Source organism: Pseudomonas sp. ES4, assembly GCF_050586665.1.
GTDB lineage: Bacteria > Pseudomonadota > Gammaproteobacteria > Pseudomonadales > Pseudomonadaceae > Aquipseudomonas > Aquipseudomonas frederiksbergensis.
In genome coordinates, this window is the sequence record NZ_JBOBDO010000009.1 from 191272 (window position 1) to 212780 (window position 21509).

Consider the following 21509-nt stretch of genomic DNA (forward strand, 5'->3'; position numbering starts at 1 on the left):
CAACGTAGGGTTGCAGACAAAAATTCTGAATTCGGGATAAAAACGAACGGGATCAGCCGGACAGTGCAGGGCGCGGGGGCATGGTGTCGAACCTGATGTTATTGGTCTTGTGCGACGAATGGTGCGGGGATGGGCGGGAGGGTTCAATCGGGGAAAGCGGGTTTTGGGCGATTATCGAACATAAGATTGGCTGGGGATTTGTGTTGTCTGTTCCGACGATGAGGCCAGTCCTGGCGCCACAATTTTCCCGCAGCCAACAAAAAGCCCACCAAAAGGTGGGCTTCTAGTTTTACCGCGCTATCAGAACAACTTCATCTTCGGCGCTTCTTCTTTCAACGGCTCGTTCTTGGCCGTCTGCTGGTTCCAGCCACCGCCCAATGCCTTGTACAGATTGACGGCACTGACCAGTTGCGCCAGACGGTCGGTGATCAGTACTTGTTCAGCACTGAACAGCTGACGCTGGGCATCGAGGAAGGTCAGGTTGCTGTCGACACCAATGCGATAACGACGCTCGGCCAGACGGTAGTAGTCCTGGTTCGCGGTGACGAAATCACGCTGGGCCTGCAACTGATCGGTGTAGGTCTGGCGGGCGGCCAGGCCGTCGGCGACTTCCTGGAAGGCCGTTTGAATGGACTTCTCGTAGTTCGCCACGCCGATGTCTTTCTGGATTTTTGAATAATCCAGGCTGGCGCGCAGGCTGCCGGCGTTGAAGATCGGCAGGTTGATCTGCGGCTGGAACAACCAGGTGCCCGAACCGCCCTTGAACAGGCCGGACAGGTCAGGGCTCAGGGTCCCGGCGTTGGCTGTCAGGCTGATGCTCGGGAAGAACGCAGCCCGCGCCGCACCGATGTTGGCGTTGGCGGCTTTCAGGTTGTATTCGGCCTGAAGGATGTCCGGACGACGTTGCAGCAAGTCCGATGGCAGACCGGCCGGCACGTCGCTCAGCAGGTCGTCAGCCAACGGCTTGGCCGCTTGCAGATTGGCCGGGACGCCCGTGCCGAGCAGCAACACCAGGCTGTTTTCATCCTGGGCGACTTGACGGGTGTACTTGGCCATTTGCGCGCGGGCGTTTTCCACCGAGGTACGCGACTGGGCCAGGTCCAGCGCCGAGGCGACCCCCACTTCGTTGCTGCGGGCGGTGAGCTTGTAGCTCTCCTCGAACGCAGCCAGGGTGTCCTGGGTCAGTTTCAGCAATTCCTTGTCGGCCTGCCAGGTCAGGTAGGCGTTGGCCACACTGGCCACCAGGCTGATCTGCGTGCTGCGGCGCGCTTCTTCAGTGGCGAAGTACTTTTGCAGCGCTTCTTCGCTCAGGCTGCGAACCCGACCGAACAGGTCGAGTTCATAGGCGCTGATGCCGACGGTGGCCGAGTAGGAACTGGTGATGTCCGCTTGGCCGGTCTGCGAGGCCCGAGCCGGGACCCGCTGACGGCTGCCGGTGCCGTTGGCCGACACGGCCGGGAACAGATCGGCACGCTGGATGCGGTATTGAGCCGCAAAGGCGTCGATGTTCAGTGCCGCGACGCGCAGGTCACGGTTGTTTTCCAGGGCGATCTGGATCAGTTGTTGCAATGCCGGATCATGGAAAAACTGCTTCCAGCCCTGTTCGGCGGCAGCCTGGGCAGGCGCCTGGGCCGACGAATACGCCGGACCTTGCGGGTACTGGCCCGCCACCGGTGCTTCAGGCTGCTGATAATCGGGAATCAGCGAGCAGCCACCGAGCACGAAGGCGGCAACAGCCAGGGAAAGTAGCGACTTGCTCATAAGCCAGCCTCTTTAGAAGGTTCAAGAGCGTCGTCCTGGTCAACGATTTTGCGCTGCCCCATGGCCGACACGGTGACGAAAAACAGCGGGACCCAGAATATCGCCAAAACGGTGGCGGTGATCATACCGCCAATCACCACGGTACCGATGGCGTGCTGGCTACCCGAGCCGGCGCCGCTGGAAATGGCCAGTGGCACCACGCCGAGGACAAACGCCAGGGAGGTCATGATGATCGGGCGCAAACGCATGCGGCATGCCTCGATGGCGGCCTCCTGCAAGCTCTTGCCCTGTTCATGCAGGTCTTTGGCGAACTCGACGATCAGAATGGCGTTTTTCGCCGCCAGACCAATGGTGGTCAACAGGCCCACCAGGAAGTACACGTCGTTGGACAGACCGCGCAAGCTGGTCGCCATCAAGGCACCGATAATCCCCAGCGGCACCACGAGCACCACCGCAATCGGAATCGACCAGCTTTCATACAACGCGGCCAGGCACAGGAACACCATCAGGATCGACAACGCGAACAGCGCCGGCGCTTGCGAACCCGCCAGTCGTTCTTCGTACGACAGGCCGGTCCAGGAAATACCGACACCGGCCGGCAGTTTCTTGGCCAGGGCTTCGACTTCGGCCATGGCTTCACCAGTGGAATAGCCGGGGGCCGGGGCACCGAGGATTTCCATCGCTTCTACGCCGTTGTAACGCGACAGTTTCGGCGCACCGTAAATCCACTCACCCTTGGCGAACGCGGAGAAGGGAACCATGGTGCCGGCGCTGTTGCGTACGTACCATTTCTTCACGTCTTCAGGACTCATGCGCGCCCCTGGCTGGCCTTGCACGTAAACCTTCTTCACCCGACCGCGGTCGATGAAGTCGTTGACGTAGCTACTGCCCAGCGCAATCGACAGGGTGCTGTTGATGTCGGCGATGGTAATGCCCAGGGCACTGGCCTTCTCGTCATCGATTTCCAGTTGGTATTGCGGTTCGTCGTTCAGACCGTTCGGGCGAACCTGCGACAGCACCTTGCTCTGCGCCGCCATACCGAGGAACTGGTTGCGTGCAGCCATCAGTGCATCGTGACCGATACCGGCACGGTCTTGCAGGAACACGTCGAAACCGGTGGCGTTACCCAGTTCCAGCACCGCCGGAGGGGCGAACGCAAACACCATGGCATCACGGAAGGTGAAGAAATGCTGTTGGGCACGGGCCGCGACTTTGAACACGCTGTTTTCGGCGTTACGTTCGTCCCACGGTTTGAGCATGATGAATGCCATACCGGAACTCTGACCACGGCCTGCGAAGTTGAAGCCGGTCACGGTAAACACCGAGGCCACCGCGTCACCTTCACCGCCTTCAGTGCCCGGACGAAGCAGGAACTCACGCATCTCGTCCACCACCACTTGCGTGCGCTGGGAACTGGAGCCGGCCGGGGTTTGCACCTGGGCAAACAGTACACCCTGGTCTTCTTCCGGCAGGAACGCGGATGGAATGCGCAGGAACAACCAGATCATGCCGATGACGATGATCACGTACACCAGCAGATACGGCACCTTGTTGCGCAGAATGTTGCCAACGCCGCGCTCGTAGCTTTTCACGCTACGGTCGAAGTTGCGGTTGAACCAGCCGAAAAATCCGCGTTTCGGGACGCCGTGCTCACCCTTGGGGATCGGTTTGAGCATGGTGGCGCAGAGCGCCGGGGTAAAGATCAAGGCAACCAGTACCGACAGGGCCATGGCCGAAACGATGGTGATCGAGAACTGCTTGTAGATCACACCAGTGGAACCGCCGAAGAATGCCATCGGCAACAGTACCGCCGACAGCACCAGGGCAATACCGACCAGCGCACCCTGGATCTGCCCCATGGATTTCTTGGTGGCTTCCTTGGGTGACAGGCCTTCTTCGCTCATCACCCGTTCGACGTTCTCCACCACGACGATGGCGTCGTCCACCAGCAAACCGATGGCCAGTACCATACCGAACATGGTCAGGGTGTTGATGCTGAAGCCGAACGCCGCGAGGATCCCGAAGGTGCCCAGCAATACGACTGGCACGGTCATTGTGGTGATGACGGTGGCGCGGAAGTTTTGCAGGAACAGGAACATCACCAGGAACACCAGCGCGATCGCTTCGACCAGGGTTTCAACCACACCCTTGATCGACTCGGTCACCACTGGAGTGGTGTCGTACGGGAATACCACTTCCATCCCTTGCGGGAAGAACGGCTTGAGGGATTCGATGGTCTTGCGCAGCGCTGTTGCAGTGTCGAGGGCGTTGGCACCGTTGGCCAGTTTCACCGCCAGACCCGAGGCCGGGCTGCCGTTGAACTGGGCGCTGATCGAGTAGTTTTCACCCCCCAGAGCGACATCAGCCACGTCGCCGACACGCACTTGCGAACCATCCTTGTTGACCTTCAGCAGGATGGCCTTGAACTGCTCAGCCGTTTGCAGACGGGTCTTGCCGATGATAGTCGCGTTCAATTGCTGACCGGCCACGGCAGGCAAGCCACCGAGTTGACCGGACGACACCTGGACGTTTTGCGCGGCGATGGCGGTTTTCACGTCGCCCGGGGTCAGGTTGAAGTTGTTCAACCTGGCCGGGTCGAGCCAGATCCGCATCGCGTACTGGGCACCGAAGACCTGGAAGTCACCGACACCGGCGGTCCGCGAGATCGGGTCCTGCATGTTCGACACGATGTAGTTGGACAGGTCGTCCTTGGTCATGCTGCCGTCGCGCGACACCACGCCGATCACCATCAGGAAGTTTTTCACTGCCTTGGTCACGCGGATACCCTGTTGCTGCACTTCTTGTGGCAGCAGCGGGGTGGCCAGGTTCAGCTTGTTCTGGACCTGAACCTGCGCGGTATCGGAGTTGGTGCCCTGCTCGAAGGTCGCGGTAATGGTCATGCTGCCGTCGGAGTTACTTTCCGAGGAGACATAACGCAGGTTATCGATACCGTTGAGCTGTTGCTCGATCACCTGGACCACGGTGTCCTGCACGGTTTGTGCAGACGCGCCCGGGTAGGTCACAGAGATCGCAATGGCCGGAGGCGCAATGCTCGGGTATTGGTTGATCGGCAGTTTGAGGATCGATAGTGCCCCGACCAGCATGATGACCAGGGCAATTACCCAGGCAAAAATCGGACGGTCGATAAAAAATCTGGACATGGTTTACTCCCCTTTGCCGCTGGAAGCCTTGTTAGCTACCTGTGCGGGGGCCGGGTTCTTTGCGCCAACGTTAGTCGCTTCACTGGCCTTTACTTCGACGCCAGGTTTAACGAATTGCAGTCCTTCGGTGATCAAGCGGTCGCCAGCCTTCAGGCCGTCTTCGATCAGCCATTGGTTGCCGACGGTGCGGCTGGCCTTGAGGTGACGCAGTTCGACCTTGTTGTCCGGGCCGACGACCAGCGCGGTCGGGGTGCCTTTGAGATCACGGGTCACGCCTTGTTGCGGGGCGAGGATCGCTGCGCTGTTCACACCGGCCTGCAACTGGGCGTGTACAAACATGCCCGGCAGCAGGGTGTGGTCAGGGTTCGGGAATACCGCACGCAAGGTTACGGAACCGGTGGTCTGGTCCACGGAGACTTCCGAGAACTCGAGCTTGCCTTCCTGTTTGTACTGGCTGCCGTCTTCCAGGGTCAGCTTGACCGCGGCCGCGTTGTCGCCGGATTTTTGCAGACGACCGCTTTCCAGTTCGCGGCGCAGCTCCAGCAGCTCAACCGAAGACTGGGTGACGTCAACGTAGATCGGGTCCAGTTGCTGAATCACCGCCATCGCTTCGACCTGGCCGCTGGTAACCAGCGCGCCTTCAGTCACAGTTGAGCGGCCGATACGGCCGGAGAGAGGCGCGTAAACCTTGGTGTAGCGCACATTGATCTGGGCGCTTTGCAGGGCGGCTTCCGATTGCAGCCGGTTAGCCAGGGCCGTGTCGTACTCCTGACGGCTTACAGCCTGTTCGCTGACCAACTGCTTGTAGCGGTCGGAAATCGATTTGGTCTGCTGCAGGTTGGCTTGGGCGCTTTTCAGGGTGGCTTCATAAACCGCCGGATCGATCTGATACAGCTGCTGGCCGGCCTTGACGTCGCCGCCTTCCTTGAACAGGCGCTTGAGAATGATGCCGTTGACCTGAGGGCGAACTTCGGCGATGCGGTACGCGCTGGTACGGCCCGGAAGTTCGGAGGTCAGGGTAAAGGCTTGAGGTTGCAGAGTAACGACGCCGACCTGAGGGGGTGGTGCGGCAGGTGCCGCCTCTTCCTTTTTGCATCCGCTGAGCAGCGATGCCAAGGCGAGGGCGGTGACCAGAGCGGTAACAGCTGGCTTGAATTGCATGAAAATCCTCGGGTCAGGCGCGCAAATTGCGCACTCGAAATGTAGAGAAGTAAAAAATGTGCGCTGAGTGGATAAGTAGCTTGCTAAGGAATATACTTACGTTCATGGTTGTTTGTAAATACCTTGGCCGTGTATCCACATCGTTACGAAAGCCGTTCAAGGGTTCGAATTGTAGGCCGGTGACGACGCCCGAGAGCGATCGCTCCACTTTTATTCAGCTGATGTTCAGACATCGCTGAAGCATCCTGATTGAGGTTGTACTGCCATGGTCCGTCGCACCAAAGAGGAAGCTCAAGAAACCCGCAGCCAGATACTGGAAGCGGCAGAAAAGGCCTTTTACGAAAGGGGCGTGGCGCGCACGACACTGGCGGATATCGCTACCCTGGCCGGGGTCACTCGCGGCGCTATCTACTGGCATTTCAGCAACAAGGCGGATCTGGTGCAGGCCATGCTTGATACCTTGCATGAGCCGCTGGATGAAATGGCCAAGGCCAGTGAAAGCGAAGATGAGCTCGATCCCTTGGGTTGTATGCGCAAACTGCTGATTCATTTGTTTCATCAAGTTGCCCTGGATCCGAAAACCCGACGCATCAATGAGATTCTGTTTCATAAGTGCGAATTCACCGATGAAATGTGCGACCTGCGCCAACAGCGTCGAGAGGTCAGCCTCGATTGCAATGTGCGAATCGCCCTGGCCCTGAGTAATGCGGTCAACCGGGGGCAGTTACCGGAAGACCTCGACACTGCGCGAGCGGCCATCAGCATTCATGCGTATATCGATGGCATCCTGTATCAGTGGCTGTTGGCGCCCGACAGCTTTCAACTGCATATCGATGCCGAGCGTTTGGTTGATACCGGGTTGGATATGCTGCGCTTGAGCCCCAGTCTGCGCAAATGAAACAAAATACCTAATGGGGGGGCTTTTATATACGCACGCTCGCCCGCTTGATAGGTAGTGAGCTACCTGATTTGTAGTGATTTTGTGAGTAACCCGGTTGCAAAAAAGCCCCGGCTCTTTCGAGTCGGGGCTTTTGCGTTTCAAGGTGAGGAATGCTTACAACACCGGGTAGTCGATATAGCCGACCGGGCCCTTGGCGTAGAACAGTTCAGGACGCGCCTCGTTCAGCGGCGCATCGGCCTTCAACCGTGCCGGCAAGTCCGGGTTGGCAATGAATGGCACGCCGAAGGCCACCGCATCGGCCTTGCCGCTGGCGAGCCAGGCGTTGGCGCTGTCCTTGGTGAAGCGTTCGTTGGCGATGTACGGGCCGCCGAACGCTTCTTTCAATTGTGGACCCAGGCTGTCGCCATCTTCTTTCTCGCGGGAGCAGATGAAGGCGATGCCACGTTTGCCCAGTTCGCGAGCAACGTAAGTGAAGGTCTCGGACAGGTTTTCATCGCCCATGTCATGGAGATCGGCACGGGGTGACAGGTGCACACCCACGCGGCCCGCGCCCCAGACTTCGATCGCGGCATCGGTCACTTCCAGCAGCAGGCGAGCGCGATTTTCCACGGAACCGCCGTAGTTGTCGGTGCGCTGGTTGGTGCTGCTTTGCAGGAACTGGTCGAGCAGGTAGCCGTTGGCACCATGGATTTCCACACCGTCGAAACCGGCTGCCTTGGCGTTCTCGGCGCCGACGCGGTAGGCGTCGACGATGTCGGCGATTTCAGCGGTTTCCAGGGCGCGTGGGGTTGGGAAGTCGGCCAGTGGGCGAACCAGGCTGACATGGCCTTTTGGCTGAATGGCGCTCGGTGCGACCGGTGTTTCACCGTCCAGATACGACCCATGGGAAATACGGCCGACATGCCACAGTTGCAGGAAAATCTTGCCGCCCGCGCCGTGGATAGCCTTGGTTACGTTAGCCCAGCCACGTACCTGATCGTTGGACCAGATACCCGGGGTGTCCGGGTAACCGACGCCCATCGGCGTGACCGAAGTGGCCTCGCTGAGGATCAGGCCGGCCGAGGCGCGTTGTACGTAGTACTCGGCCATCAGCGCGTTTGGCACGCGGCCTTCGTCGGCGCGGCAGCGGGTCAGCGGCGCCATGATGATGCGGTTGGCCAACTCGAGGTCGCCCAGTTTGATCGGATCGAAAATAGTCGTCATGAAATAGCTCTCCGGTAGAGATCAGTTGGTAGCAGGGGCCAGTTCGGGATTGCCGTTCTGACGGAAAGTAATCAGGGTCACCAGCAGGGCGAGTACCGCCAGTGCGGCTGCCGCGAGAGGAACGCTGGTCAGGCCGAAACCGTGGGCGATGACGCTGCCGCCGACCCAGGCACCCAGTGCGTTACCGATGTTGAAAGCGCCGATGTTCAGGGTCGACACCAGGTTCGGTGCGGCTTTGCCGTAGGTCACCACGTTCACTTGCAGGGCGGGCACGGCGGCAAAGCACGCAGTGGCCCAGAGGAACAGGGTGATTTCGGTTGGTATCAGCGCAACGCTGGTCCAGGTCAGTACGGTCGAGATCACCGCCATCGAGATGAAGACGCCGATCAATGTGGCGGCCATGCCTTTGTCAGCCAGTTTGCCGCCGATGATATTGCCGACTGTCAGGCCCAGGCCGATGAGCATCAGGGTCCAGGTCACGCCTTGGGGCGAGACGCCGGTGACATCGCCGAGCAGCGGGGCGACGTAGGTGAACAGGGTGAATACCGAAGCTGCGAACAACGCGGTCATGCTCAACGACAGCCAGATTCCGGCGCCTTTGAGGGCGCGCAGTTCGGCGCGCATGTCGAGTTTCTCTTCATCGCGCTTGGCCGGCAGGAAGCGGATCAGGCCAATCAATGCGATCACGCCAATCACGGTCACCGCCCAGAAGGTCGAACGCCAGCCGGCTTCCTGACCGAGTGCGGTGCCCAGCGGAACGCCGAGTACGTTGGCCAGGGTCAGGCCGGTGAACATCAAGGCCACGGCCGAAGCGCGCTTGTTCGCCGGCACCAGACCGGCCGCCACCACCGAACCGATACCGAAGAACGCACCGTGGCAGAGGGCGGTGACCACGCGGGCAAACATCAGCACGTTGTAGTCGGTAGCCATGGCACAGAGCAGGTTGCCAACGATGAAAATCCCCATCAACGCTACCAGCGCAGCCTTGCGCGGCAATCTGGAGGTGGCCAGTGCCATGAACGGCGCACCGATGGCCACGCCCAGGGCATAACCGGTCACCAGCCAGCCGGCGCCAGGGATCGACACACCGAGGTCGGCCGCCACATCGGGCAGCAAGCCCATGATGACGAACTCGGTGGTGCCAATGGCGAAGGCGCTCAAGGCCAGAATGAGTAGCGAGAGGGGCATTGTTCAGTTCCTTGTCGGAGCGCTGAGCTCCTTGACGATGGCGTCGAGGAACGCCTGAATCACGTCCTCGTTGCGTTTGAAGAAGTGCCATTGACCGGCTTTCTGGCTGCTGATCAGTCCCGCACGTTGCAAGGTCGCCAAATGGGCGGACACGGTCGACTGCGACAGGCCGCAGCGTTGATCGATCTGTCCGGCGCAAATACCGTACTCGTGGTTGTGGAGCTGTTCCGGGAACTGGGTTTTGGGATCTTTCAGCCAGATGAGGATGTCTCGGCGTACTGGGTGTGCCAGGGCTTTTATTATTTCGTCGAGGTCGATGGTCATGGTTTGGGCTCGTGATGAATAAAACGCTATATCGCGATGAGGCGAACTTTAAATCGGTACTTCGCGATATACCAATATGATTTTGGTCTGACGACCGAGTAATTCGGTATATCGGGTTATAACGATATTGAGGGCGTAGTGCTAAGCTGCGCGGCATGAACTATCTCGCACATCTGCACCTCGGTGGCCAGCGCCCCGGTCAATTGCTCGGCAGTCTGTATGGCGATTTCGTCAAAGGGCGGCTGCAAGGGCAGTTCGATCCGGAGATCGAAGCGGCCATCCAGCTGCATCGCAGCATCGATGTCTTTACCGACCGTCATCCGTTGGTGGACGTTTCGTTGTCACGGTTTTCCATGACCCGCCGGCGTTACGCCGGGATCGTGCTTGACGTGTTTTTCGACCATTGCCTGGCGCGGGACTGGACGTTGTACGCCGACCAGCCGCTGGAGCAATTCACTTCGGGTGTGTACCGGGTGCTGTCCGCCGAGGCGCAATTGCCGGAGCGTCTGGCGCAGATCGCGCCGCACATGGTCGCTAATGACTGGTTGGGTTCTTATCGGGAATTTGCGGTGCTGGAGCAGGTGCTGCGGGGGATTTCACGGCGGCTGACGCGGCCGGAGGAGCTGGCCGCAGCGATGCAGGAATTGCGGGTGTTGTATGAACCGTTGAGCGAGGACTTTCGGTTGTTCTATCCGCAGCTTCAGGATTTCGCGCAAACGAAGCAGATCTAATGTGGGAGCGGGCTTGCCCGCGATTGCGGTGGTTCAGTCAACATAGATGTTGGATGATCCGGCCTCATCGCGGGCAAGCCCGCTCCCACAGGGATATGTGTTTAAGCCGCGATTGCGGGGCGCAGAGGTTCCGGTTGGGCCTGCGGAATCGCCCCAAACAACGCCTTCTGCACCGCCTGCTGCGCTTCGAACGCCAGCGCCGCACGCTCGCGACCTTCGCACGCGATCGGCTTGAGCAAATGAATCTCCACCTCACCCCGATCATGGGCAAACAAGCGCATCAAGTGCGAGAGCAAATCATCATCGCCAATGAACGGTGCCAGTGAATCGAGCTGCCCGTCGCGCAGATAACGAATCGCCACCGGCTGCAACTTCACTTCGGAGTCGATCGCCGCCGACAGCAATCGACCATGAAACGTGCGCAACGTGCGGCCATCGGTGGTGGTGCCTTCCGGGAACATCAGCAGCGGATGTTCCTGCTCCAGATGACGGGTCATCTGTTTGCGGATCAACTGGCTGTCGCCCGACCCTCGGCGAATGAACAAGCTGCCGGCCTTGGCCGCCAGCCAGCCCGCCACCGGCCAGGTGCGCACTTCGGCCTTGGACAGGAACGACAGCGGCGTGAGCATGCCCAGCAGCGGAATGTCGGTCCAGGACACATGGTTGCTGACCCAGAGCATCGGCGACTTCGGCAATTCACCGTGCACGGTCACGTGAAAGGGCAGGGCATTGCTCAGGCGCGCCATGAAAAATCGCGACCAGCGCTGGCGCCGGACCATCGAATGAGCAATCCCCAAACGCTCGAACAACCCGAACACCCCGGCCATGCTCAACCCCAGCGCCACCACCACCAACACTCGCGCAATCCGCGCGTAAATCCGCAGCCGACTCATCATACGGCCGCCTTGAAATGCTTGGCATAACGCGGGCAGAGCTCGTCGCGCTTGAGCAGGATGAATACGTCGGCGACCTGGAAGTCTTCGTCCCAGCACGGCTCGCCGCAGATCTTCGCGCCAAGGCGCATGTAGGCCTTGAGCAGCGGTGGCATTTCGGCGATGACGTTGGACGGGATGTCGAGGCTCGGCAGTGGTTTTTTCGGTTCTGCCCGCAGGTGTTCAGTGCACAGATAACGTTCGCGCAGGCGCTGCATGATCGCGTGGGCCTGAATGCCGCCGTCCTGCATCGGGATGCTCGCGCACCCCATCAAATAGCTGTAGCCGCCCTGGTTCAGGACTTCGGCCAGTTCGCCCCAGAGTACCGCGATGGTGCCGCCGTTGCGGTAGGCCGGGTCGACGCAAGTGCGGCCGATTTCCAGGATCGGGCCTTTGAGATGGACCAGGCCGTGCAGGCTGAATTCTTCTTCGCTGTAGAACTTGCCCAGGCTGCTGGCAGCGGTGTGGTCGAGCAAACGGGTGGTCGCCACCAGACGCCCGGTGTTCAAATCACGCACGCCGATGTGGGCGCAGTGAACATCATAGTCATCCATGTCCAGACCCAGCTCCGCGCCTTTCAGCTTGGCGTTGAATTCGCCGCTGAACACGTTGAAGCGCAGGGCCTGGGCTTCCTGCAAGGCCTCGGCGCCCACCAGGCGTTCGGCTTGCAGGCGGCGTTCATTGCCGGTGTCGCTGATGCGGGCGATCTGAGTCATTGCGAATCTCCGTACGGGCCGGTCACCCGTCTTGGGTTGCAGCCGATCGACTTTCTTTATGCAGCCGTGTTGTGCAAAGTCAGGCTATGTAGCCCCGGTGTCATCGCCATGAAGCTTTGGTGATGCTTATATGACAGCCTTTGAGGAGCCTCTTATGCTCTGGCAAAACCTGCTGCGCCGCTGTGAACGCCTGCCCGCCAACCCGGACCTGAGCGAGGGTTTCGCGACTTTGTTGCACCAGTTGGGCAACGTCACGCCGTTCGAACTGGCGGTGGCCGGCGGGCGTTTGATGTCAACGCCCGGGTTGGCGTTTCTGGTGGGCTATCAGGCAGCGTTGCGCATGCTCTGGCCGAGCGCGCCGCCGAGCCTCGGCGCGTTGTGCGCGACCGAACAGCGCAGCCTGCGGGTGGCTGACATGCAGACCCGTCTGCGGGATTTGCGTCTGAGCGGGCGCAAGGATTTTGTCACCGCAGGCGATGCCGCCGATTGGCTGCTGATCGCTGCTCGCAGTGAAGCCCCCGATGAAAAACCGCGCCTGAGTCTGGCGGTGGTCTATCCCGATGAGCCGGGCGTGCGCCTGGAGAAACTACCGGCGATCCCGTTGATGCCAGACATCAGCCATGGTCGGCTGTTTCTCGATAACGCTCAGTGCGAACTGTTGGCGGGGGATGGCTGGGAGGCTTACATCAAACCATTCCGCACCCTTGAAGACATTTACGTGTTGAGCGCCATGACCGCCTGGCTGTACGGCATCGGTCAGGAAAGCGACTGGCCGCAAGCCTTGCAACTGCGTTTGCTGGCGCTGCTGGCCGGGTGCGCGGAAGTCAGCCGGCAGGCGCCGAATAATCCGTCCGGGCATGTGTTGCTCGGTGGCTTGTTTGCGCAGTTCGATGGGCTCAAGGCCGAGGTGGCGCTGGCACTGGCCGATGGCCCGCAGCATTGGGCGCAGATGTGGCAGCGTGATCAGGGCGTGATGGAGTTGGCGGCGGGGGCGCGGGGGAAGCGGTTGGCCAAGGCACTCGCGGGTTCTTCGCTGGATTGACCGGCCCCTTCGCGGGCAAGCCCGCTCCCACAGTGAGCGGTGGTGCGACACAGATGGTGAGCAACACACAATCCCTGTGGGAGCGGGCTTGCCCGCGAAGACGACCTCATTGGCAACACAAATCCCGGAACTGTCATCAATGGCGACTAGGCTCAGCAGGTCCATCCCTCCGAGCCCCCACCATGTTCAAAGGCTTGTCCCTGATTGCAGGGCTGTTGCTCAGCCTCACGGCCCACGCCGAATACTGGCCTGCCGAGCAATGGTCAACCGGTCCGACAGTCAGCGGGCCGGCGCTTCAAGCGCTGGAGACTTACGCCTTCCCACCCCGTGATGAGGCCACCCGACAAGGCATCCGCACCGACGCCTTGCTGGTGATCCGCGACGGTCAACTGATCTACGAACGCTACGCCGGTCCGACCACCGCCGACACCCCGCACCTGACCTGGTCCATCAGCAAAAGCCTGATGGCCACGCTCCTCGGCGTGGCTTATGGCGAAGGTCTGTTCAAGCTCCAGGACCAGGTGCAGACATTTTATCCACCGCTGCAAAAACACCCGACGATGACCATGGCCGACCTGCTGCATTGGGCCTCGGGTCTGGACTGGCAGGAAGACTATGAATACGCGCCGTTGAAATCCTCGGTGGTCGCGATGCTCTACACCCGTGGCCACCCGGACATGGCCGCGTTCACCGCCGATCACCGTGAATACGCCAAACCCGGTCAGGCATTCCGCTACTCCAGCGGTGACAGCAATTTGTTATCCGCTGCACTGAAAACCATCGTCGGCCCGACCCGCTATCCGGACTATCCATGGACGGCTTTGTTCGAACCCTTGGGGATTAGCAGCGCGGTGTGGGAAACGGATGCCACGGGTACGTTTGTTGCCTCGTCCTATGTCTACCTCACCGCCAGGGACCTGGCCCGCATCGGGCTATTGATGGCGCGCGACGGCCGTTGGGGTGAGCGGCAATTGCTGCCCAGGGACTGGGTCACGTTCAACCGCGAACCGTTCGCCCGCTATCAAGCCAATCAAGACGAAGCTGTGCCCGGCGGCCATTGGTGGCTTAACCGCGCGGTGGAAGGCGCCGCAAAACCCTGGCCCGATGCACCTGCCGACACCTTCGCCGCGTTGGGTCATTGGGGGCAGGCGATGTACGTGATTCCCGGCGAAAACCTGGTGATCGTTCGTTACGGCGATGACCGCGACGGCAGCTACCGGCACAACGATTTGCTCAGACTCGTGCTCCAGGCATTTGCTGCGAAGGTGCAGCCATGAAGCGTCGCAGCTTTGTTCGTCGTCGACCGCTCGGCACTCTGTTGTTGATCCTGTCGATCGCCTTGCTCGGCTGGATCTGGCAAGAGCGCGTGGCGCTGGGGGCCTTCCCGGACATCATCAGCGCCTACACCGCCAAGGAATATTGTTCGTGCCGTTACGTGATGAACAACCCGGCGGAGTACTGCCGCGGCTACGTGAAGCAGTGGCTGCCGACCAGCGGCTTTACCGATGACGCCACAAGTAAGCGCGTCACCGTCAGCGGCATGGGACGCAGCAACAGCGCGCAATGGATCAGCGAACGCCAGGGCTGCCGCTTATCACCTTGAAACGCCACTTTCCCTGTAGCAGCTGGCGAAGCCTGCGTTCGGCGGCGCAGCCGTCGTAAAACCACGCTCTGCGGTGTTTCAGAAAGAGCAAGGTGGCTGGATTGGCGACGGCTGCGCCGCCGAACGCAGGCTTCGCCAGCTGCTACACGTTTGCAATTGGCTCGCGGGCGGTTAAGGTTCGTGCAGGTTTATCTGCCCCACGAGTCTCTATGTTCAACCGCTTCCTCTGCAAAACCCTCGCCTCCCTGCTGCTGGCCGGTGTCACCGTGTCGGCCCAGGCCAATTGGTACCTCGACGGTGAGTCCTCGCGGCTGTCGTTCATCAGCACCAAAAACACCAACATTTCCGAGGTGCAACGCTTTCTGGTGCTGCACGGCAAGGTCAGCCCCAAGGGCCTGGCCGAGGTGGAAGTCGAGATGGATTCGGTCAACAGTGGCATCCCGCTGCGCGATGAACGCATGCGCAAGGACCTGTTTGAGATCCAGACGTTTCCCCAAGCGCTGATCACCACGCAGATCGATCTGCGGCCGATCAACGATCTGGCGCCCGGTGCGCAACTTGAATTGCGCCTGCCGCTGACCGTCAACCTGCATGGCAAACAACACGAATACAACGCCGAACTGCTGGCGACTCGTCTCGATGACCGGCGCTTCCAGGTGGTAACCCTCGAACCGCTGATCATCAATGCCGCGGATTTCGACCTGGCCCCCGGGCTGGAAAGTTTGCGCAAGGTCGCCGGTTTGTCGGCCATCAGTTTGTCGGTGCCGGTGGGTGCGGTACTGATTTTCACGGCGCGCTGACATGGCTGGCGCAATTTTCCCCTGGCGAGAAGGCAACCGTTTTGAACTGTTGATCGACGGGCCGCAGTTTTTCCCGCGGATGTTGGTCGCGATTGCCCGCGCCGAAGAGCAGGTCGAACTGGAGTTGTACCTGGTGGAGGCGGGAGCCTGTGCCGAAGCGATGGTTCAGGCGTTGGTCCAGGCTGCCGAACGAGGCGTGCGCGTGCGCTGCCTGTTCGATGATTACGGCAGCCTCGCGTTCACCCTGACCTTGCGTCAGCGTCTGATGGCGGCGGGTGTTGAGCTGCGTTTTTACAATCGCCTGAGCTGGCGGCGCTGGTTGGGCAACTTCTACCGCGATCACCGCAAGTTGTTGCTGGTCGATCAGAGCATGGCCGTGGTGGGCGGTACCGGGGTGACCGATGAATTCTGGACACCGGGCGAAGATACCAGCGAATGGCACGAAGTGATGGTGGAAATCACCGGGCCCTTGGTCATCGACTGGCAGTTACTGTTCGACCGCCAATGGATCGCCAACCGTCATCGGCGCGCCTGGAAACCTTCTGCTCATTTCGGCTTGCCGCGTCTGCCACGCGTGCCGTCCATGGGCGAGGGCATGGGCCGGGTCGCCTATGCCGACGCCCGCCAGCACCGGGACATCCTGCAATCATTGACTCGCGCGCTGAACAGCGGCCAACGGCGAATCTGGCTGGCGACACCGTATTTCCTGCCGACCTGGAAAGTCCGTCGCTCACTGCGCCGGGCTGCCGCCCGTGGTGTCGATGTGCGACTGCTGCTGACCGGGCCACGCACCGATCACCCGTCGGTGCGCTACGCCGGGCATCGCTACTACCCGCGATTGCTCAAGGCCGGGGTGGCAATCTTCGAATACCAGCCGTGTTTTCTGCACTTGAAAATGGTCCTGGTCGACGACTGGGTGAGCATCGGCTCGTGCAATTTCGATCACTGGAATTTGCGCTTCAACCTGGAAGCCAATCTTGAGGCACTGGACGCGGGACTGACGCGGGCGGTGGCGGCGAGTTTCCAGCGGGACTTTGCGCAGAGCCAGGAAGTCAGTCTGGACGCATGGCAACGCCGGCCGCTGTGGCGGCGGGTGAAGCAAAGGGTGTGGGGATGGGTGGATCGGCTGGTGGTGAATCTGCTGGATCGACGGGGCTGATACTGACTCAACCACATCCAAAAAACACTGTAGGAGCGGAGCTTGCTCGCGATGGCGGTGTAACAGTCAACATAGATGTTGGATCAGATCGTTCCCATGCTCCGCGTGGGAATGCAGCCCGTGACGCTCTGCGTCACTGGACGCGGAGCGTCCCTTGAGGCATTCCCACGCGGAGCGTGGGAACGATCAGTCCGCGCGGGGGATTAGAGCAACTCGAAGCTCTGCTGCGTCACGTCCTTGGAATCCAGGCCGATCTCCACATTGAACTTGCCCGGCTCGGCAGCGAACTTGAGCTGGGTGTTGAAGAACTTCAGGTCCTCCTCAGTGATGGTAAAGCGCACGACTTTCTGTTCGCCGGCCTTGAGCATGACTTTCTGGAAGTTCTTCAGTTCCTTGATCGGGCGGATCATCGAGCCGGTCACGTCCTGGATGTACAACTGCACCACGGTTTCGCCGTCACGCTTGCCGGTGTTTTTCACCATGACACTGGCGTCGAGCTTGCCGGTTTTGTTCAGCGTGGTCGACGACAGCGCCATGTCGCTCAGGCTGAAATCGGTGTAGCTCAGACCGAAGCCGAACGGGAACAGCGGCCCTGTGGTGTCATCGAAATACTGCGAGGTGTAGTTGCCCGGTTTGCCCGGCGTGAACGGCCGGCCAATGCTCAGGTGGTTGTAGTAGGTCGGAATCTGACCCACCGAACGCGGGAAGGTGATCGGCAGTTTGCCCGACGGGTTGTAGTCGCCGAACAGCACGTCAGCGATAGCGTTGCCGCCTTCGGTGCCGCTGAACCAGGTTTCCAGGATCGCGTCGGCCTGTTCCTTCTCTTCGAGAATCGACAACGGACGGCCGTTCATCAACACCAGTACCAGCGGTTTGCCAGTAGCCTTCAGGGCCTTGATCAAGTCGCGCTGGTTGGACGGGATGTTCAGGTCGGTGCGGCTCGACGATTCGTGGGACATGCCACGGGACTCGCCTACCGCGGCCACTACCACATCGGCATCCTTGGCGGCTTTCACCGCTTCGTCGATCAGCACTTGGGCCGAACGCGGATCGTCCACCACTTCCGGTGCGTCGAAGTTGAGGAAGTTCAGGTAATCCAGGATCTCCTTGTCGCTGGTAATGTTGGCGCCACGGGCGTAGATCAGCGTCGATTGCCCGCCCAGTGCCGTGGTCATGCCGTCGAACAGGGTGACCGATTGCGCTGGGCGGCCGGCGGCGGCCCAGCTGCCCATCATGTCGATCGGTGCCTTGGCCAGCGGGCCGACCAGGGCGATTTTCGCGGTTTTCTTCAGCGGCAGGGTTTCACCCTGGTTCTTCAGCAACACCATGCTGCGGCGCGCAACATCACGGGCCTCGGCGCGGTGCAGGCGGCTTTCGGCGTACGTGTCGACCGGATCATCCTCAGTCTTGCCGATGCGCAGGTACGGGTCCTTGAACAGGCCCATGTCGTACTTGGCGGCGAGTACCTCACGCACGGCGTTGTCGATGTCGCTTTGCTGAATCTCACCCGCCTTCAACAACCCCGGCAGCTCTTTGCCGTAGAGGGTGTCGTTCATGCTCATGTCGATGCCGGCCTTGATCGCCAGCTTCGCGGCCTCGCGACCGTCACGGGCCACGCCGTGTTTGATTAGCTCGAAAATCGCCCCGTGGTCGCTGACGGCCAGGCCCTTGAAGCCCCATTGCTTGCGCAGCAGGTCGTTCATCAGCCAGGTGTTGGCGGTGGCCGGCACGCCATTGATCGAGTTCAGCGCGACCATTACCCCGCCAGCACCAGCGTCGATAGCCGCACGGTACGGTGGCAGGTAGTCCTGGAACATCTTGACCGGGCTCATGTCGACGACGTTGTAGTCGCGACCGCCCTCGACCGCGCCGTACAGGGCAAAGTGCTTGACGCTGGCCATGATGCTGTCGGCCGCATTCGCGCCCGTGCCCTGGAAGGCCTTGACCATCACGCCGGCAATGCGCGACACCAGGTAGGTGTCTTCGCCGAAGCCTTCGGAAGTCCGGCCCCAGCGCGGGTCGCGGGAGATGTCGACCATCGGCGCGAAGGTGATGTCGAGGCTGTCTGCCGCCGCTTCCTTGGCGGCAATGCGCCCGGACAGGCCGATGGCGTCCATGTCCCAACTCGAGGCCAGGGCAATCGGAATAGGGAAAATGGTGCGATGGCCGTGGATCACGTCATAGGCGAAGAACATCGGGATCTTCAACCGGCTGCGCATGGCCGCGTCCTGCATCGGACGGTTTTCCGGGCGGGTGATCGAGTTGAACGTGCCACCAATGTTGCCGGCGGCGATTTCCTTGCGGATCATCTCCCGTGGCATTTCCGGGCCGATGCTGATCAGGCGCAACTGGCCGATCTTTTCATCGAGGGTCATTTGCTTCATCAGGTTGCTGATGAACGCGTCCTTGTTTTCCAGAGGTGTGGGCGTCGTAGCGGCCAATACGTTATGACTGGCCAGGCTGACGAACAGGCCCAGCAAACACAGCTTCTTCATGAATAGTTTTCTCAAAAGCCGAAACGGCAGTGAATACGCGCCGGTCAGCCAAAATTTAGGGAGCGACTATTGTTGTTCAGGTAAATGCAGCACACTTCGGCGTGTTTTCGCGCTGGGGCATCTTTTAGCCCATTGGCTCGATGCAATCCAGTGGCGGCGCAGATTATGCCCCAAGAGCCGGGTTCAAAGTTCGAAGGTTGTTTTTCAACGGAATGTGCAAGGGAGCATCAACCAGATGAATGTACGACACCACTATCGGTCGAGCCTGCAAGTTGCAGCCTTGATATTGCTGACCACACTGCTGGCCGGCTGCGGCATCAACACGATCCCGACCCTCGACGAACAGGCCAAGGCCGCGTGGGGCCAGGTGCAGAACCAGTACCAGCGCCGCGCCGACCTGATTCCCAACCTGGTGGAAACCGTCAAGGGTTACGCCCAGCATGAGCAGGAAACCCTGACCGCGGTGATCGAAGCCCGGGCCAAGGCCACCTCCATTCAAGTGGATGCCAGCACGCTGGACAACCCGGAAAAGCTCAAGCAGTTCCAGCAGGCCCAGGATCAGCTGACCGGCGCCTTGAGTCGCCTGATGGTGGTGTCCGAGCGTTACCCGGACCTCAAGGCCAACCAGAACTTCCTGGCGTTGCAATCGCAACTCGAAGGCACCGAGAACCGCATCGCCGTGGCGCGTCGGGACTTCATCCTCGCCGTGCAGAAATACAACACGGAACTGCGTACCTTTCCCGGTCGCCTGTGGCACACCGTGATGTACAGCGATTTGCCGATCCGCGAAACCTTCGAGGCCACCAGCCCCGATGCGGAAAAAGCCCCTCAAGTGAAGTTCCAGTAAGCGCCGCAAGGGGCTTGAAGCGTCACCAAGGATGAGGTTGCCAATGCGTGTGTTGAAAGTTGGCCTGGTGCTGTTGCTCTGGGTATTTGCCCTGACGGCCCAGGCTGCGTTGAAGTTTCCGGAACTGACCGGACGGGTCGTCGATAACGCGCAGATGATCGAGCCTGCGGTGCGTGAGCAGCTGACGCAACAGCTTCAGGCTCATGAAAAAGCCACTGGCGAGCAGCTGGTGGTGGTCACTCTGCCGGATTTGCAGGGCACCGACATTGCCGACTTCGGTTATCAACTGGGGCGCTATTGGGGCATCGGCCAGAAGGACAAGAACAACGGCGCGCTGCTGATCGTGGCGCGTGACGATCGCAAGCTGCGGATTGAAGTCGGTTATGGCCTGGAAGATCGGCTGACCGATGCGCAGAGCTCGGTGATCATCAATCAGGTGATCACCCCGGCATTCAAGACCGGCAACTTCAGCAAGGGCATCAGCGACGGAATCGCGGCGATGCTCGTGGTGCTGGGCGGCAACCCGCTGGATGAGCCGTCCACGGTGTATGACTCCGGCGGCAATCAGGAAAGCGACTTCCTCTCACGTCATCCGGGGATCTTCGTGTTTCTGGTGATGCTGTTCATCCTGACGATGTTTGTCTGCCAGATGCTCGGGATCCTGCCCAGCGGCGGCGGCCGGGGCGGTTCGAGCGGCGGGTTCGGCGGTGGAGGCTTTGGCGGCGGTGGAGGCGGGGGCTTCAGCGGCGGCGGGGGCAGTTTCGGGGGCGGCGGTTCGTCGGGCGGCTGGTGATCACACAACAATAGCGAGTGGGCATTCTTAAACATGGCATTACTGACTGAACACGAACAACGCAAGGTTGCCGAGGCGATTGCCCGGGTCGAGCGCGACACCGACGCCGAACTGGTCACCGTGCTCGCGGCCCGCGCCGACGACTACGCGTACATTCCGCTGCTCTGGGCCAGCCTGCTGGCGCTGGTCGTGCCGGGTATCGTGCATTACCTGACCGGCTGGCTGACCATGCACAGCTTGCTGCTGGTGCAATGGATCTCCTTCATCGTGCTGTGCCTGGTGTTCAGGATTCCAAAAATCACCACGCACCTGGTCCCGCGCTCGGTCCGTCACTGGCGCGCCTCGAACCTGGCGCGCCGGCAGTTTCTGGAGCAAAACCTGCACCACACGGTGGGCAGCACCGGGATGCTGATATTTGTCTGCGAAGCCGAGCGTTATGTGGAAATTCTGGTGGATGAGGGGATTTCGAAACGGCTGGACAACAAGAACTGGGATGAAATTGTGGCGGCGTTCACTCAGCAGGTGAAACAGGGGCAGACGTTGCAGGGGTTTGTGACGTGTGTGGAGGCGTGTGGCGAGTTGCTCAAGGTGCATGTGCCGGTGACGCATGTGCGGAATGAGTTGCCGAATCGGTTGGTGGTTTTAGGCTGATTTCAGCAGCGACGCATCCCTTGTAGCAGCTGGCGAAGCCT

19 protein-coding genes are annotated in these 21509 nt (G+C 60.5%); 10 read left to right on the forward strand and 9 right to left on the reverse strand.

What is annotated here, in order from left to right; genetic code table 11:
• Positions 1-300 precede the first annotated feature (300 nt).
• From emhC to ACQ4OB_RS13280, 3 genes are read right to left on the reverse strand one after another with little or no spacing between them, the layout of a single operon-like run.
• Entirely contained in the window at positions 301-1761 is a 1461-nt protein-coding gene (gene emhC, locus ACQ4OB_RS13270) for an efflux RND transporter outer membrane subunit EmhC (RefSeq protein WP_102616698.1), read from the reverse strand.
• Positions 1758-4922, reverse strand: a complete 3165-nt coding sequence (gene emhB / locus ACQ4OB_RS13275; protein ID WP_074874202.1) for an efflux RND transporter permease subunit EmhB — start codon at positions 4920-4922, stop codon at positions 1758-1760. The genes emhC and emhB overlap by 4 nt, the downstream gene beginning before the upstream one ends.
• A 3-nt stretch (positions 4923-4925) precedes the next feature.
• Positions 4926-6083, reverse strand: a complete 1158-nt coding sequence (locus tag ACQ4OB_RS13280) for an efflux RND transporter periplasmic adaptor subunit (RefSeq protein ID WP_430955806.1) — start codon at positions 6081-6083, stop codon at positions 4926-4928.
• Positions 6084-6348: 265 nt separating this feature from the next.
• Here ACQ4OB_RS13280 and emhR point away from each other — a divergent pair, with 265 nt between their 5' ends.
• Entirely contained in the window at positions 6349-6981 is a 633-nt protein-coding gene (gene emhR / locus ACQ4OB_RS13285) for an efflux system transcriptional repressor EmhR (protein ID WP_074874205.1), read from the forward strand.
• Positions 6982-7137: 156 nt separating this feature from the next.
• On the opposite strand, the gene ACQ4OB_RS13290 is transcribed toward emhR, so the two are convergent.
• Genes ACQ4OB_RS13290 through ACQ4OB_RS13300 form a run of 3 tightly spaced genes read right to left on the reverse strand, consistent with a single transcriptional unit; the run spans position 7138 to position 9699 of the window.
• Positions 7138-8187, reverse strand: coding sequence for an alkene reductase (locus ACQ4OB_RS13290; protein ID WP_074874207.1), 1050 nt, complete (start codon positions 8185-8187; stop codon positions 7138-7140).
• Positions 8188-8208: 21 nt separating this feature from the next.
• On the reverse strand, positions 8209-9375 hold the full coding sequence (locus ACQ4OB_RS13295; RefSeq protein WP_430955807.1) for an MFS transporter: 1167 nt from the start codon (positions 9373-9375) through the stop codon (positions 8209-8211).
• Positions 9376-9378: 3 nt separating this feature from the next.
• Positions 9379-9699 carry an ArsR/SmtB family transcription factor gene (locus ACQ4OB_RS13300; protein ID WP_074874210.1) on the reverse strand — a complete coding sequence of 107 codons (321 nt, stop codon included), beginning with the start codon at positions 9697-9699 and terminating at the stop codon, positions 9379-9381.
• A gap of 155 nt (positions 9700-9854) precedes the next feature.
• On the opposite strand from ACQ4OB_RS13300, the gene ACQ4OB_RS13305 reads away from it, so the two are divergent.
• Positions 9855-10430 (forward strand): ACP phosphodiesterase, encoded by a 576-nt coding sequence (locus ACQ4OB_RS13305; protein ID WP_074874211.1) that lies wholly within the window; start codon positions 9855-9857, stop codon positions 10428-10430.
• A gap of 101 nt (positions 10431-10531) precedes the next feature.
• Here ACQ4OB_RS13305 and ACQ4OB_RS13310 read toward each other — a convergent pair whose 3' ends face one another.
• A complete protein-coding gene (locus ACQ4OB_RS13310; protein WP_430955814.1) occupies positions 10532-11323 on the reverse strand; it encodes a lysophospholipid acyltransferase family protein in 792 nt (263 codons plus the stop codon).
• Positions 11323-12078: an L-ornithine N(alpha)-acyltransferase gene (gene olsB / locus ACQ4OB_RS13315; protein WP_008152922.1), complete on the reverse strand. Its 756-nt coding sequence runs from the start codon at positions 12076-12078 to the stop codon at positions 11323-11325. Before olsB ends, ACQ4OB_RS13310 begins: the two co-directional genes overlap by 1 nt.
• Positions 12079-12232: 154 nt before the next feature.
• Between olsB and ACQ4OB_RS13320 the strand changes: the two genes are divergently transcribed.
• The 5 genes from ACQ4OB_RS13320 (at position 12233) to ACQ4OB_RS13340 (ending at position 16682) form a co-directional block, all read left to right on the forward strand.
• Entirely contained in the window at positions 12233-13120 is an 888-nt protein-coding gene (locus ACQ4OB_RS13320; protein WP_430955808.1) for an acyl-CoA dehydrogenase, read from the forward strand.
• Between the two features lie 182 nt (positions 13121-13302).
• Complete coding sequence (locus ACQ4OB_RS13325) at positions 13303-14397, forward strand: serine hydrolase domain-containing protein (RefSeq protein WP_430955809.1); 1095 nt, start codon at positions 13303-13305, stop codon at positions 14395-14397.
• Positions 14394-14723 (forward strand): amidase, encoded by a 330-nt coding sequence (locus ACQ4OB_RS13330; RefSeq protein ID WP_430955810.1) that lies wholly within the window; start codon positions 14394-14396, stop codon positions 14721-14723. Before ACQ4OB_RS13325 ends, ACQ4OB_RS13330 begins: the two co-directional genes overlap by 4 nt.
• 209 nt (positions 14724-14932) lie before the next feature.
• Positions 14933-15523: a YceI family protein gene (locus ACQ4OB_RS13335; RefSeq protein WP_074874219.1), complete on the forward strand. Its 591-nt coding sequence runs from the start codon at positions 14933-14935 to the stop codon at positions 15521-15523.
• 1 nt (position 15524) lies between these two features.
• Positions 15525-16682, forward strand: a complete 1158-nt coding sequence (locus ACQ4OB_RS13340; RefSeq protein ID WP_074874220.1) for a phospholipase D-like domain-containing protein — start codon at positions 15525-15527, stop codon at positions 16680-16682.
• Between the two features lie 203 nt (positions 16683-16885).
• Here the strand turns inward: ACQ4OB_RS13340 and bglX are convergent, their stop codons facing one another.
• Complete coding sequence (gene bglX / locus ACQ4OB_RS13345; protein WP_430955811.1) at positions 16886-19177, reverse strand: beta-glucosidase BglX; 2292 nt, start codon at positions 19175-19177, stop codon at positions 16886-16888.
• Between the two features lie 235 nt (positions 19178-19412).
• Here bglX and ACQ4OB_RS13350 point away from each other — a divergent pair, with 235 nt between their 5' ends.
• From ACQ4OB_RS13350 to ACQ4OB_RS13360, 3 genes are read left to right on the forward strand one after another with little or no spacing between them, the layout of a single operon-like run.
• The gene (locus ACQ4OB_RS13350; RefSeq protein ID WP_074874222.1) at positions 19413-20024 is read left to right on the forward strand and encodes a LemA family protein; all 612 of its coding nucleotides are present in this window, start codon (positions 19413-19415) and stop codon (positions 20022-20024) included.
• Between the two features lie 43 nt (positions 20025-20067).
• Positions 20068-20817 carry a TPM domain-containing protein gene (locus ACQ4OB_RS13355; RefSeq protein WP_074874223.1) on the forward strand — a complete coding sequence of 250 codons (750 nt, stop codon included), beginning with the start codon at positions 20068-20070 and terminating at the stop codon, positions 20815-20817.
• 33 nt (positions 20818-20850) lie between these two features.
• On the forward strand, positions 20851-21468 hold the full coding sequence (locus ACQ4OB_RS13360) for a TPM domain-containing protein (RefSeq protein WP_074874224.1): 618 nt from the start codon (positions 20851-20853) through the stop codon (positions 21466-21468).
• Positions 21469-21509: the final 41 nt, after the last annotated feature.